10 protein-coding genes and 1 tRNA gene are annotated in these 14,058 nt (G+C 67.7%); 6 read left to right on the plus strand and 5 right to left on the minus strand.

What is annotated here, in order from left to right; all coding sequences use genetic code 11:
• Positions 1-204 precede the first annotated feature (204 nt).
• The gene (locus C5E07_RS07625; RefSeq protein ID WP_104241242.1) at positions 205-465 is read left to right on the plus strand and encodes a hypothetical protein; all 261 of its coding nucleotides are present in this window, start codon (positions 205-207) and stop codon (positions 463-465) included.
• A 196-nt stretch (positions 466-661) separates the two neighbouring features.
• Here C5E07_RS07625 and C5E07_RS19920 read toward each other — a convergent pair whose 3' ends face one another.
• Positions 662-2,107 carry an LPXTG cell wall anchor domain-containing protein gene (locus tag C5E07_RS19920; RefSeq protein ID WP_146080542.1) on the minus strand — a complete coding sequence of 482 codons (1,446 nt, stop codon included), beginning with the start codon at positions 2,105-2,107 and terminating at the stop codon, positions 662-664.
• Between the two features lie 593 nt (positions 2,108-2,700).
• Positions 2,701-2,783, minus strand: a tRNA-Leu gene (locus C5E07_RS07635).
• A gap of 35 nt (positions 2,784-2,818) precedes the next feature.
• Here C5E07_RS07635 and C5E07_RS07640 point away from each other — a divergent pair.
• Positions 2,819-3,421: an ANTAR domain-containing response regulator gene (locus tag C5E07_RS07640; RefSeq protein WP_104241240.1), complete on the plus strand. Its 603-nt coding sequence runs from the start codon at positions 2,819-2,821 to the stop codon at positions 3,419-3,421.
• Between the two features lie 68 nt (positions 3,422-3,489).
• Here C5E07_RS07640 and C5E07_RS07645 read toward each other — a convergent pair whose 3' ends face one another.
• Positions 3,490-3,936, minus strand: coding sequence for a PaaI family thioesterase (locus C5E07_RS07645; RefSeq protein WP_104241239.1), 447 nt, complete (start codon positions 3,934-3,936; stop codon positions 3,490-3,492).
• 104 nt (positions 3,937-4,040) lie between these two features.
• Between C5E07_RS07645 and polA the strand changes: the two genes are divergently transcribed.
• From polA to C5E07_RS07665, 4 genes are all read left to right on the plus strand, one after another.
• Complete coding sequence (gene polA, locus C5E07_RS07650) at positions 4,041-6,671, plus strand: DNA polymerase I (RefSeq protein WP_104299013.1); 2,631 nt, start codon at positions 4,041-4,043, stop codon at positions 6,669-6,671.
• A 94-nt stretch (positions 6,672-6,765) separates the two neighbouring features.
• On the plus strand, positions 6,766-8,463 hold the full coding sequence (locus C5E07_RS07655; protein WP_104299014.1) for a DUF885 domain-containing protein: 1,698 nt from the start codon (positions 6,766-6,768) through the stop codon (positions 8,461-8,463).
• 118 nt (positions 8,464-8,581) lie between these two features.
• Positions 8,582-9,901, plus strand: a complete 1,320-nt coding sequence (locus tag C5E07_RS07660) for a helix-turn-helix domain-containing protein (RefSeq protein WP_104241236.1) — start codon at positions 8,582-8,584, stop codon at positions 9,899-9,901.
• A 100-nt stretch (positions 9,902-10,001) separates the two neighbouring features.
• Positions 10,002-11,525 carry an aldehyde dehydrogenase family protein gene (locus C5E07_RS07665; protein ID WP_104299015.1) on the plus strand — a complete coding sequence of 508 codons (1,524 nt, stop codon included), beginning with the start codon at positions 10,002-10,004 and terminating at the stop codon, positions 11,523-11,525.
• 65 nt (positions 11,526-11,590) lie between these two features.
• On the opposite strand, the gene C5E07_RS07670 is transcribed toward C5E07_RS07665, so the two are convergent.
• The gene (locus C5E07_RS07670; protein ID WP_104299016.1) at positions 11,591-12,229 is read right to left on the minus strand and encodes a TetR/AcrR family transcriptional regulator; all 639 of its coding nucleotides are present in this window, start codon (positions 12,227-12,229) and stop codon (positions 11,591-11,593) included.
• Positions 12,195-14,027 (minus strand): sugar phosphate isomerase/epimerase and 4-hydroxyphenylpyruvate domain-containing protein, encoded by a 1,833-nt coding sequence (locus tag C5E07_RS07675; RefSeq protein ID WP_104299017.1) that lies wholly within the window; start codon positions 14,025-14,027, stop codon positions 12,195-12,197. The genes C5E07_RS07670 and C5E07_RS07675 overlap by 35 nt, the downstream gene beginning before the upstream one ends.
• Positions 14,028-14,058: the final 31 nt, after the last annotated feature.

Consider the following 14,058-nt stretch of genomic DNA (forward strand, 5'->3'; position numbering starts at 1 on the left):
GCGGGAGTCGTCACTTGGTGCGGTGCGGGGTTCCCAGCGGCATAGCGGTATACGTACGGTAAGGGTTGCCTAAAGCTGGCGCAAGGCCACGCGCCGATGATCGATCGACGGATTTCGCGGTCACGGCACTCGGACAGGTGGTTCCGACTGCCCACGTCCTCCCCTGCATCCGCGTCCTCGTTCTCCGGCTGAGATGATGGAGGCATGAGCGACGTCAAGACATACATGCGAACTGCCTCCGCGGAGGCCGACGCCGGCGAGGACACCCTCGCGGAGGTCACCGACAGGCTCGTGCAGCGCCTCGTGGAGGCCGCTGCCGCCGACGGCATCACGATCCCGGAGGGCGAAGTCGAGGTCGACGTGCTCGTCGACGACACGTTGAACCTGTGGGACGCGACCGCGACCTGGTCCGGATCCGGTGCAAGCGCCGCGGATGCTGAGGCGACGGTCACCGACATCGGCTAGCGCCGAACACGACACACGCGCGAAGCCCCGGTTCGGCCAGTGAATCACTCGCCGAACCGGGGCTTCCCTCTGTGCACGGACTGCGGACTTCGGACTCCCGTCGAAGGACGGTTGCCGGCTCGTCTCGGCGACGCGCCGTCACCGAGACTCGATCACCGGCCGGATACGGCCCGGGAATCGAGCACGGACGACGCGATCACTCGCCGTGGCTGCGCCTCCGCCTGAGGAGCAGCATGGCTCCCAGCCCGAGGAGTGCCGTCGCGCCGAGAAGCCCCGGCGCGAGGGTGTCGGAACCCGTCGACGCCAGCTTTCCCTGATCTCCGGCCTCGGGCGGAGTGCCGTCTTCGACGGTGACCACGGTGGGGGTTCCGACCGGCGTCTGCGTCGGCGCGTCTGTCGCGCCTGGAGAGGACATCGGCGGTGTGGCTGACGGCGCCAGCGATGTCGTGGACGTTGGAGTCGGGGTTGGGGCCTGCGTGGGAGGAGCGACGGACTGCGTGGGGACAGGCAGCCCAGTCGAAGGATCGGTGGGTCCGGCCGTGGACGTGGCTGTCGGCGCAGGTGTCGGTGCGACGGTCTCCGTCGGCGACGGGCTCGCCGTCGGAGAAGGCGCCGTGCTCTCCGTTGGTGAGGGCGTCGCGGTCGCGGTCGGCGGGGTCGCAGTCGGGGTCGCGGTCGCGGTCGCAGTGGGGGTCTCGCTCGCAGTCGGCGTCGCGGTCGCAGTCGGCGTCGCGGTCGGCGACGGGGGCGCGGTCACCGTCGGCGAGGGTGACCGCGTTGGAATGGGTGCGCTCTGGTCGAGGACGATCATCGGTGGCAGCCCGGCAATGATGGGATGGTCTGATGACAGCGTCGTGACGTTGCCGGACTCGTCCGTGAACGAAGCTCCGACAACTCGGTACTCGCCTGTCGACCACGCAGGAGACCCGGGACTGAGGGGAGGCATAGGCTGATACACCTTCGCACCGGCGGACCCGTAGATGATGTCGCCCAGCCGGTCGCGGTCGTTGCCAGCGATCTCATAGCGCTTTCCCCACTCGGCGTCCAGGTAGAACGTGGCGTCCACGAGCGCGCTCTCATCGCGGATCGTCCAGTTGATGAGCTCGACCTCGTCGCCCATTCGTATTGTTGACTGCTCGAATCCAGCCGAGAGCAGCTCCGGTGCGGTGACGTCTGGTCCGCCAGCGTCGACAACCGTGAAACTCGCCGCAGAAGCCAGTGCGTCGCTGTTGGCCGCCGTGGCGACAGGGCTGGCGCTCCCATGCTCGTCTTCCGAGAACACGCTGAGCACGCGGTACTCCCCAAGCGCCCAGGTGGAGTTGTTGACGGTGAGTCGCAGCGACCCGGAGACGAGGTCTCCGTCCCTGGAAGTGGTGTTTCGGTCGAAACCTCGAGCCTCGTATTCGCGCCCGTCGGGGCCGACGATGGTCATTATCAGCCTGACGACTCGGCTCGATTCACGCATCGTCCAGTTGAACCAGATGACGTCGCTCTGGCGGACTTCGTCCGGCGCGACCACCTCGAGGGCGACGAGCTCGGGGTATTCCTGGTCCCCGTCCGTGCCGACGTCGATCTGGAGCCTGGGCAGGGCCTGGATGATGGGACTGAAGTCCTCGGACGCGTATCCGAATACGCCCAGCACATCAAAGAAATAGAGTTCGCTTACCCGCCATTCGCCTGCCGCCCACTCTGAACCGCCAGTCGTGCACGTTGTCGTGCCGCTGACGATGTCTCCGTCTCGCACCGCGACGACAGCATCGAACTGTCCACATGACTTACTTTCCCGAGACGAAGTCCCCTCCCCGGTCTCAAGAGCGATGCCGCCTATTCCGATGTCGTGGGGATGGCGCACGCTCCAGTTGATCCGGATCTCGTCCCCGCCTCCGACAGTCGTGGGTGTGACGAGCTCGGCGGATATGAGTTCGGGTCTGATGTCGAACTCGTTGCCTTGGTCCGCAGCCGCCGGAAGGGGTGGCAGCAAGACCACAGAGAACAGCAGCGCGGCGAGGCAGGCGCAGAGGAGGGCAGAGAGCTTCTTCATGTGTCTCCGTCGACAGAGGGCGGGGGTCCGCAAAGACTAGTGCGGATGTGCAAACGCTCGGGGCCGCGCTCTCCGCTGAACCTCGCTCACATCTCTGCGACTGTGGGCAAAGTGTGGGCAGAGCACGCATCCGGGGAATGACGAAGGCCCCCAGTTGCCAGTGAATCACTGGGAAGTGGGGGCCTTCAGAACCGTGCCGGCTGTGGGATTCGAACCCACACGCCCTCTCGGACAGAGCATTTTGAGTGCACCGCGTCTGCCATTCCGCCAAGCCGGCGCTTCACCTCGGACACAGTATCGTAAGCTCACTACGTGACTGAACAGGAAACCTCTCAAGCCCCGCGACGTGTTGTCGTCGCCGAAGACGAGTCGCTCATCCGGCTCGACATCGTGGAGATCCTTCGCGACAACGGCTTCGACGTTGTCGGAGAGGCCGGCGACGGTGAGACCGCGGTCGCCCTCGCGAAGGAGCTTCGCCCCGACCTCGTCATCATGGACGTCAAGATGCCGCAGCTCGACGGCATCTCTGCCGCCGAGCAGCTGTCGAAGGACAGCATCGCCCCGGTTGTGCTCCTCACCGCGTTCAGCCAGAAGGAACTGGTCGAGCGCGCGACGGAGGCGGGCGCCCTCGCGTACGTCGTGAAGCCGTTCACGCAGAACGATCTGCTCCCGGCCATCGAGATCGCACTGGCTCGCCACGCGCAGCTCATCGCGCTCGAAGCCGAGATCTCCGACCTCAACGAGCGCTTCGAGACGCGCAAGCAGGTCGACCGCGCCAAGGGCCTCCTCACGCAGAAGATGGGCCTCAGCGAGCCAGAGGCGTTCCGCTGGATCCAGAAGGCATCCATGGACCGTCGCCTCACGATGCAGGAGGTCGCGCAGGCGGTCATCCAGCAGCTCTCGGCGAAGAAGTAGCCGAGCCCCGATCAGCAGAAGCCCTCACCGCGTTGACGCGGTGAGGGCTTCTTCGCATTCGCCTGACGCTATTTGGCGGTGCGGATGAGGTTCGTGATGCGGACCGTCGAGCAGCGCTTGCCCGCCTCGTCGGTGATGACGATCTCGTGCACCGTCATCGATCCGCCGAGGTGCACGGCCGTGCACTCGCCCGTGACCCAGCCGCTCACGGCGGAGCCCGTGTGGGTCGCGTTGATGTCGATGCCGACCGCGAACCTTCCCGGGCCGGCGTGCACGTTCGCGGCCATGGACCCGAGCGACTCGCCGAGCACGCAGTAGGCGCCACCGTGCAGGAGGCCGATCGGCTGCGTGTTCCCCTCGACCGGCATGACGGCCACGGCACGCTCGGGGCTCAGCTCGACGCAGAGGATGCCCATGCGCTCGGCGAGCGCCCCGAAGCCTCGGCCGTAGGTCACCTCGTGCTGGTCGGGGATGCTGAGCCCGTTGACCGTCGTCGGCGTTTCCAGGTGCGTCATCAGGCTTCCTCCTCGAAGAACGCCCCACAACACGCGCGCATCGGCGCAGTGTCTGGGGCGGCAAGTAGGCTGACCGTGTGTCAGCGCAAAATCAGCCTACCCTCATGGTCATCGACGGCCACTCGCTTGCCTTCAGGGCGTTCTTCGCCCTGCCGGTCGACAGCTTCGTGAACGCCGAGGGGCAGCACACGAATGCCATCCACGGCTTCGTCTCGATGCTCCTCAACCTGCTGCAGAACGAGAATCCGAGCCACATCGCCGTGGCGTTCGACATCTCCCGCAGCTCGTTCCGCACCCGCGAGTACCCGGAGTACAAGGCGGGTCGGGAAGCGACTCCCGTCGAGTTCAAGGGCCAGGTCCCGCTGCTCCGCGACGCACTGCACGCCATGGGCATCACGACGATCGTGAAGGAGGACTTCGAGGCCGACGACATCCTCGCGACCCTCGCCAGGCAGGGGCGCGAGCAGGGCTTCAAGGTCCTCGTCGTCTCTGGCGACCGCGACTCGATCCAGCTCGTCACCGACGACGTCACGCTGCTCTACCCGTCCACGCAGGGCGTGACGAAGCTCACGCGCTACGACCCGGCCAAGGTCGAGGAGCGCTACAGCGTCCGCCCGGAGCAGTATCCAGACGTGGCGGCCCTCGTCGGCGAGAAGAGCGACAACCTGCCCGGCGTGCCGAAGGTCGGCGAGAAGACCGCGGCCAAGTGGCTCGCCCAGTACGGCTCCCTTCAGGGCATCCTCGACCACGCGGACGAGATCGGCGGCAAGGTCGGCGAGTCGTTCCGCGAGCACCGGGAGAACGCGGTGCGCAACCGGAAGCTCAACCGCCTCGTCGACGACGTCGAGCTGCCCGTCGCCCCCGAGCAGCTGTCCCGCGGGGCGATCGACGCGGATGCGGTTCGCGAGATCTTCACGAAGCTCCAGTTCCGCACGCTCCAAGACCGCGTCCTGAAGCTCGCCGACGAAGCTGGCGACGACATCACGCCAGCGGAGGCCGTCGCGGCGCCCGTGCGCCCCGAGCTCCTCGATGAGGAACTCGAGCAGTGGCTCGCGAAGGCGGTCGAGGCGACTCCGGAGGGTCTCGGACTCACGGTCTCCCACGGCACCGACGGCACCGTCGTCGCGGTCGGCATCTCCACCGCCGCCGAGGCGACCGAGCTGCACTGGATTCCGGAGCGCCTCGACTACGCCCCGTTCGAGGCGTGGCTCGCAAGCGACGCCCCCAAGCTGATGTTCGACGCCAAGCCGCAGCTGAAGGCGCTCACCATCGCGGGGCTCGACGTCGGCGGCCAGGTCAAGGACGGCCAGCTCGCCGCCTGGCTCTACCGCCCGCAGAACGCGCCGAAGCGTCTCGCCGAGCTCGTGCAGATGCGTCTCGACGAGCAGCTGCCCGAGTCCGACCCGAACCAGCTCCAGCTCGAGGACGAGTCCTCGCTGGTCGCAAGCGACGCCTGGTACACGCAGCGCGCGACGACCGCGGCGCTCGAGATGCTCGAACCGGGCACCCTCGACGTGTTCACGAGCATCGAGACGCCCCTGCTCGCGACTCTCTCCAGCATGGAGCTGCAGGGTGTCGCCATCGACCGGGAGTTCCTCCAGGGCCTCGCCGACGACCTGTCCGAGCGCATCCGCACGTACGAGCAGGAGGCGTTCGACGCCATCGGCGGCACCGAGATCAACCTCGGATCGCCCAAGCAGCTGCAGGTCGTGCTGTTCGAGACCCTCGAGATGCCGAAGACGCGCAAGACGAAGACCGGCTTCTCCACCGACGCAGAGTCGCTCGCCGATCTCGAGCGGAACAGCCCGCACCCCTTCCTCGGCGCGCTCCGCAAGCACCGCGACTCGGTCAAGCTGCGGCAGATCATGGAGTCGCTGCTCAAGGCGGTCGACGACAGCTCGCGCATCCACACGAGCTACCACCAGATCGGCTCGGCGACCGGCCGTCTCTCGTCGAACGACCCCAACCTGCAGAACATCCCGATCCGGTCCGACGAGGGACGCCGCATCCGTCGCGCGTTCGTGCACGGGCCCGAGTTCGAGTCGCTCCTCACCGCCGACTACTCGCAGATCGAGATGCGCATCATGGCGCACCTCTCCGGCGACGCCGCGCTCATCGAAGCGTTCAACGCGGGGGAGGACCTCCACCGCTTCGTCGGCTCTCGCGTGTTCGGCGTGGAGCCGGCCGACGTCACGCCGGCCATGCGCTCCAAGGTGAAGGCGATGTCGTACGGCCTCGCCTACGGACTATCGGCGTTCGGCCTCTCGAAGCAGCTCCAGATCGAGGTCGCCGAGGCCAAGAAGCTGATGATCGACTACTTCGAGCGCTTCGGCAAGGTGCGCGATTACCTCCGCAACGTCGTCGTGCAGGCGAAGGAGGACGGCTACACCGAGACGATCTTCGGCCGCAGGCGCCCGTTCCCCGACCTGCACTCGACGAACCGCATCGCCCGCGAGAACGCCGAGCGTCAGGCGCTCAACTCGCCTATCCAGGGGTCGGCCGCAGACATCATCAAGCGGGCGATGAACTCCATCGAGGAGCGCATCGGCGCCGAGAAGCTCTCATCGCGGATGCTCCTGCAGGTGCACGACGAGCTCGTGTTCGAGGTTGCCGCTGGTGAGGGGGAGACGTTGGAGGCGATCGTGCGCGAGGAGATGGCCGGCGCAGCCGACCTCACCGTGCCGCTCGAGGTGCAGATCGGCCGGGGACCGAACTGGGACGACGCCGGCCACTAGCCGCCACCGTCCGCCCCATCCGCGGCTCCCTGTAGCAGGCACACGGGGCTCGCCTCTCGGTGATTCTTTCGAGGGGCGAGCTTAGGCTTGGGGGATGACGACTTCCGCTCAGCACCACCAGAACACCAGTCAGACACGACCGCAGACCGACATCGACCGGCTCGCGGAGGCCTGGGTCGCCACAGAGATCGAGCTCTCTCCCGAGCGTCGCGTGGAACTCGGCGCAGACGGCGACAAGGCCGAGTACGGCGACTACTCCTCGGCCGCGGCGCCCCGCAAGCGCGCCGCGATCGTCGATGTGCTCAGCAAGCTCGACACGCTGACCGAAGCCGACGAGGTCGACCGGGTCACCGCGCTCGAGCTCCGCCGCAGCCTTGGCCTCGAGATCGAGATGATCGATGCCAGACTCCACCTGCGCGAGCTCTCGAACATCGCGTCTCCGGCGCAGGACATCCGCATGGTGTTCGACCTCATGCCGCGTGAGACCGTGAGCGACTTCGAGGACATCGCGCGGCGCTTCGAGAACCTCCCCGCCGCGGTCGAGGGCTACACGGAGCGTCTCAGCGCGGGCATCGACGCCGGCGTCGTGCCAGCGAAGCGCCAGGTCCGCGAAGTTGCGATGCAGACAGACGAGTACGCGGCCAGCGGCAACTTCTTCGAGCAGCTCGCGGCATCGAGCCCGGCGACCGGCGAGGTCTCGGACGAGCTCCGCCAGCAGCTTCGTCACGGTGCGCAGCTCGCTTCCGCGGCGTACGGCACGTTCACGACGTTCCTCCACGAGGAGCTCCTCCCCGCTGCGAGCAACACGGACGCCGTCGGACGCGAGCACTACGCGCTGGCCTCGCGAGGCTTCCTCGGCGCGGCAGTCGACCTCGACGAGACCTACGAGTGGGGTCTCGCCGAGCTGGCGCGCATGAAGGCCGAGCAGGAGGCCATCGCCAACGAGATCCTTCCTGGTGCGACGGTCGCAGAGGCCATCGCCCACCTCGAGCTCGACCCCGCCCGCAAGCTGCACGGCACGCCCGCCCTGCAGGCGTGGATGCAGGAGACGAGCGACCGCGCGGTCGCCGAGCTGGCCGAGAGCCACTTCGACATCCCCGAGCCGATGCGTCGACTCGAGTGCATGATCGCCCCGACCGAAGAGGGCGGCATCTACTACACGGGCCCATCTGAGGACTTCACGCGTCCGGGACGCATGTGGTGGTCGGTCACCCCCGGCGTGACGGAGTTCGACACGTGGCGCGAGCTCACGACGGTCTACCACGAGGGCGTCCCGGGTCACCACCTGCAGATCGCCCGTGCGACCCTCAACCGCGACCAGCTCAACACCTGGCGTCGCAACAACTGGACCTCCGGGCACGGCGAGGGCTGGGCGCTCTACGCCGAGCGCCTCATGGAGCAGCTCGGGTACCTCGACGAGCCGGCAGACCGCCTCGGCATGCTCGACGGGCAGCGGATGCGCGCGGCTCGTGTCGTCCTCGACATCGGAGTGCACCTCGGCAAGACGGTGCCGGAGGGCGACAAGGTCTGGGACTACGAGTACGCGCTCGATTTCATGCGTCAGCACGTGAACATGCCTGACGGCTTCGTGAAGTTCGAGGTGAACCGCTACTTCGGCTGGCCGGGCCAGGCGCCGTCCTACAAGATCGGGCAGCGGATCTGGGAGGAGCTCCGTGCAGATGCCGAGGCTCGTGCCGGTGACGACTTCGACCTCAAGGCGTGGCATTCGCGTGCCCTCGACCTCGGTGGACTCGGCCTCGACACGCTCCGCGAGGTGCTGAGCACCGACTGATCGGAGCTCCCGTCGGCCGGCCGCTGCTTGCCACGGGAGAACTCAGGCGGAGTCGCCTAGGCTCGCGGCAGCGGGTGCATCGACGCACTCGCTGCCGCGAATCCGAGGAGGCTGCGAGGTGCATCCGCAGAGTGGCGAGATAGCCGGCCTTGACCAGGCTGCCGCAGCATCCGCACACACCCTGATCGACGCGCATGGCAGTCTGGGCGCCTCCGCTGAGCTCCGCTCGGCGGTCGCCGGACTCCGCAGCGTGGTCCGCGACTCCTGGCTGAGATCGCTGCAGCTGCTCGGCAGCCCTGCGAACGCACGGGCCCGGGATCTCGACCAGTTCGAGCCGCTTGCCGCGGCGCGGGAGCGCAGCCCCCTGCAGCGTGTCCTTCCCGTGCTCGATCGTCTCCTCGTGGAGCCGGCGCGCGACACTGGCTTGATCGTCGCGATCACGAACGAGCAGGGGCGACTGCTCTGGGTGCGGGGTGACAGCGCCACACTCCGTCGGGCCGAGCGCATGGACTTCGTCGAGGGCGCCGACTGGTCGGAGGCCGCCGTCGGGACGAGCGCCCCAGGGACAGCGCTCGCCTCGGGTCGGGACGTCCAGATCGCAGGCGCTGAGCACTTCGCGCCAGCCGTGCAGCTGCTCAGCTGCACCGCAGTGCCCATCCGCGACCCGTTCTCCGGCATCGCGGTCGGTGCCATCGACCTCACCGGTGATGAACGAGCCGTCGGCCCGCACTCGCTTGCCCTCATGCGCGCCGCCGTCGCGGCCGCGGAGGCGGAGATGCGGCTCGCCGTGCTGCTCTCGCGCCACTCGACGCAGCCGGGAGTTCACCCAGAGACACCCGCGACGGCGAGCACCGTCGCGGCGGGCAGGATCAGCACGCTCGGCGTCCACCGCGCCAGGCTCACCACCGTCGATGGTGCACCGGTCGAACTGAGCGGTCGGCACGCTGAGATCCTGACGCTCCTCGCCGCACGGCCCTCGGGTCTCACCTCGGGCGAGCTCGCGCTCCGAATCTACGGCGAGAGCGCCAAGGAGGTCACGCTCAGGGCGGAGATCGCGCGGCTGCGGCCGGTGCTCGCTGAGCGCGGTCTCGACCTCGTGCCCCGCCCCTACCGGGTGGCGCAGGGCCTTGCGAGCGATGCCGTCGACGTGCTGGACCTGCTGGAGGCAGGTGACGTGGCCGCGGCCGTCGAGTCCTACCGCGGGGAGCTGCTGCCCACGTCGGAGGCCCCCGGTATCCGCGAGCTGCGCGCGGAGCTTTCGGCGACCCTCCGAGATCAGGTCCTCAGCTCCGCGGAGCCGGCCACGCTCCTCAGGTATCTCGAGCTGCCGGAAGTCGCGCAGGACGCGCAGGCCTTCCGCACGGCGCTCACGGTCCTCCCACCCCACGCGCCCGCCCGGTCGAGGCTCGTGGCGAAGATCGAGGCCCTCGAGTCCTGAGTGCCCTGCGCGGAATCGCGGCCGCCTCGAGTGCAACCCGATTGCAACGTCGGGGCTCCTACGCTTCCAGGGAAGAGTTCCCTCGGACAAAGGAGTCCTCATGACTGTTTACGCGAAGCCGGGCACAGACGGGTCCCTCGTCTCGTTCAAGCCCCGCTACGAGCACTACATCGGCGGAGAGTGGGTGCCGCCTGTCAAGGGCGAGTACTTCGAGAACATCACACCGGTCACGGGTCAGCCGTTCACCGAAGTGGCGCGGGGAACCGCCGAGGACATCGAGGCTGCACTGGATGCGGCCCACGCGGCGGCCCCTGGCTGGGGCAAGACCAGCCCTGCGGAACGTGCCATCATCCTGAACAAGATCGCCGACCGCATCGAGGAGAACCTCGAGTACATCGCCGTCGCCGAGACCTGGGACAACGGGAAGCCGATCCGCGAATGCCTGGCGGCCGACATCCCGCTCGCCATCGACCACTTCCGGTACTTCGCCGGCGCCATCCGGGCCCAGGAGGGCACGCTGAGCCAGCTCGACGAGAACACCACGTCCTACCATTTCCACGAGCCGCTCGGCGTCGTCGGCCAGATCATCCCGTGGAACTTCCCGATCCTCATGGCGGTCTGGAAGCTGGCCCCCGCGCTCGCCGCCGGCAACGCGATCGTCCTCAAGCCCGCTGAGCAGACGCCGACCTCGATCCTCGTGCTCTTCGAGCTCATCGGAGACCTCCTGCCCCCCGGAGTCGTCAACATCGTCAACGGCTTCGGCGCGGAGGCGGGCAAGCCGCTCGCCTCGAGCTCCCGCATCCGCAAGATCGCGTTCACGGGGGAGACCACGACTGGGCGCCTCATCATGCAGTACGCCTCGCAGAACATCATCCCCGTCACGCTCGAGCTGGGCGGCAAGAGCCCGAACATCTTCTTCGAGGACATCGCGCTCCGCGACGATGCCTACTACGACAAGGCGCAGGAGGGCTTCACGCTGTTCGCCCTCAACCAGGGTGAGGTCTGCACCTGCCCCTCGCGTGCCCTCATCCAGGACTCCATCTACGACCGCTTCCTCGAGGACGTGACGGAGCGCACGCGCAAGATCGTCCAGGGCAACCCGCTCGACACCGATACCCAGGTCGGGGCTCAGGCGTCGAACGACCAGCTCGAGAAGATCCTCAGCTACCTCGAGATCGGCCGCCAGGAAGGTGCGAAGGTGCGCATCGGCGGCGCTCGGGCCGAACTCGAGGGCGACCTGGCCGGCGGCTACTACGTGCAGCCGACGATCTTCGAGGGCCAGAACAGCATGCGCATCTTCCAGGAGGAGATCTTCGGCCCGGTTGTGGCCGTCACCAAGTTCTCCGACTACGACGATGCGATCTCGATCGCGAACGACACCCTCTACGGGCTCGGCGCCGGCGTCTGGTCGCGCATGGGGAACACCGCCTACCGCGCCGGCCGCGACATCCAGGCCGGACGAGTCTGGGTGAACCAGTACCACGCCTACCCGGCGCACTCCGCGTTCGGCGGGTACAAGTCCTCCGGCATCGGCCGCGAGAACCACCTCATGATGCTCGATCACTACCAGCAGACGAAGAACCTGCTGGTGAGCTACAGCGAGGACAAGCTGGGCTTCTTCTGATTCGCCGCGCGCTGATGCCGCGCGCCTGACTCAGACTGCACGCACAGAGCGCTGACCCGCGGGGATCACTCCTCGCGGGTCAGCCATGCGACGATGACGTCGCCGATCAGGCCCCGCTGGTGGTCCTGACGCGACGGGTCCTGCAGCTGCACGTCGAAGAGGTACCCGAACGTGTACTGGTTCGCGAGCAGGAAGACGCAGTACGAGCTGATGAGCAGGTGCACGTCGAGCGCGTCGACGTCTGCCCGGAACACCTGCGCCTCCCGCCCCCGTTCCAGCAGCCCGTCCAGGAGCGTGAGGGCGGGGGTGCCGAGCTCTCGCAGCGAGTCGAGCTGCCGGATGAACCGACCCCGGTGGATGTTCTCGATCGCGACGAGGCGGATGAAGTCCGCGTGCTCTCGGTGGTGGTCGTAGGTGATCTCGGCGAGCTTCCGCACCGCTTCCAAGGGGGCGAGTCCATCGACCTGCAGCTTCTGCTCGGCCACGCGGATGCCACGGTAGGCCTCCTCGAGCACCGCAAGGTAGAGCTGCTCCTTGCTGCCGAAGTAGTAGTAGATCATCCGCTTGGTCGTGCTGCTGCGCTTCGCGATCTCGTCGACGCTCGTGCCCGAGTAGCCCGTCTCCGCGAACGCCGATGTCGCTTCAGCGAGCAGCTCGGCCCGGGTTCGCTCAGCGTCTCGCTGCTTCACCCTGTTCTCGGTCATCTGTGTATCTTCCCGCGTGGTGCAGCTGAGCCGCAAACCGGACCGGGGTACTGGCTGCGCCGTATCCGTCGTAGGCGCCGCGGCGCTCGACGATCTCGAAGAAGAGCCCGTCGATGGTGGGGGTGTAGAAGTGGACGAACGCGCCCTGCTCATCGCGGTCGTAGAGGAGGTCGAGTTCTCGCAGCTCGTCGAGGGCCACGTGCTCGAGGCCGAAGCGCGCCTGGAGGTCGTCGTAGTAGTTGCTGGGTATGGGCAGGAAGGGCAGGCCGCGCCCCCGCGCAGCTCTGGCAGCGGCGACGGCGTCGTCGACGCGGATCGCGATGTGTCGGGGCTGGAGGGGCGCAGTCGGCGGGGCCAGGTTCATGGCGAGGCGAACCGCCCCGTCCGGTGTGCGCATGACCTGGCTGCGCACGAGACCCCGTGGGCCAGGAAGCTCCGCAACGGGCTCCGCGTCGAGCGCGAGGACGCTCCGGAAGAAGAGCACTGCCTCATCGAACTCCTGCCACGGGTAGGCGATGTTGAGATGGTCGACGACCCCGTGCAGGGACGAGGCCGTGCTGTCGTCTTCGGCGCCGCCCACGAATTCCGGCAGCCAGGAGTCGCCCGCCGACCGTGAGTTCCAGGCGACCTCGGTCCCGTCGGGGGCCTCCACACCGCGCAGCTCGTACTCGCCGGCGGAGCTGCGTCGGAAGACGGCGGGCGCGCCGATGGCGTGGGCACGCCCGGCTGCCGCACCGGCGTCTGCGACCTCGACGCCGAGCCCCGAGAGCCGCGCGTCCTTGGTCCGCCGCTGCTCGTTGAGGATGATGCGCGCGGCACCCGCCTGCCAGAGTCGCACGGGCTTGGTGCGGTGTCTGCCACCGAAGGCGAAGCCCAGCTGCTGGAGGGTCGCCTCGACCGCGGAGAGGTCCTCACCGGCGATCTCGACGAAGTCGATGGCCCGTGGAGGCTGGGGTGGGGCGAGCTGCTGGTCGTCCCAGCCGTTGAGCGCCGCCGAGCGGTCGAACAGCCACCGGAGCGACCTGAGCGCATGAGCGGCGGTGCGCTTGGCATCCGTCTGGCGGAACGTGTCGTTGAAGACCTCGAGGGAGAGGGGGCCGCGGTACCCGGCGCGGAGCATGTGCGAGAGGAACCGGGTGAGGTCGAAGTCGCCCTCGCCTGGGAAGAGCCGGTGGTGGCGGCTCCAGGACAGGACGTCGAGGTCCATGTCCGGTGCATCGGCGAGCTGCAGGAAGAAGAGCTTGTCTGCATCGATGCGCTCGATAGCGGCCGGATCGTGTCCTCGCGACAGCACGTGGAAGCTGTCAAGGCAGACGCCGAGGTTCGGTCGATCCGCGAGGCGCACGAGTTCCCACGCGTCTCGGTAGTCGTCGACGTAGCGGCCCCAGGCAAGCGCCTCATAGGCGATGTCGATGCTGTACTCGGCGGCGAGATCTGCGAGCATTCCGAGCTGGTTGGCGGTGGTGGTGCGGTCCGAGATGGTCGCGGTGCCGACGTTGCTGCAGAGCAGGATCATGGAGGCTCCGAGGCGTCGCATGACCTCGAACTTGGCCTTCGCGCGCCGGAGGTTGTCCGCGAGGGTCGCATCGTCGACGCCCTCGAAGTCGCGCAGTGGCTGGAACAGGTCGATGGTCAGGCCGAGGCGGTCGCAGAGCGCGCGGATCTCCTCGGGCGATTCGTAGGCGGCGGTGAGGTCTGCATCCATGATCTCGATGCCGTCGAAGCCTGCTTCGGCGCAGGCGTGCAGCTTCTCGACGAGAGTTCCGGCCAGACAGACGGTGGCTATGGAGGTACGCATACCGCAATGTACCAAATGGTTAATTAAGTCA

Origin of the sequence: Pseudoclavibacter sp. RFBJ3, assembly GCF_002931375.1 — a bacterium.
Taxonomy (GTDB): Bacteria; Actinomycetota; Actinomycetes; order Actinomycetales; family Microbacteriaceae; genus Pseudoclavibacter.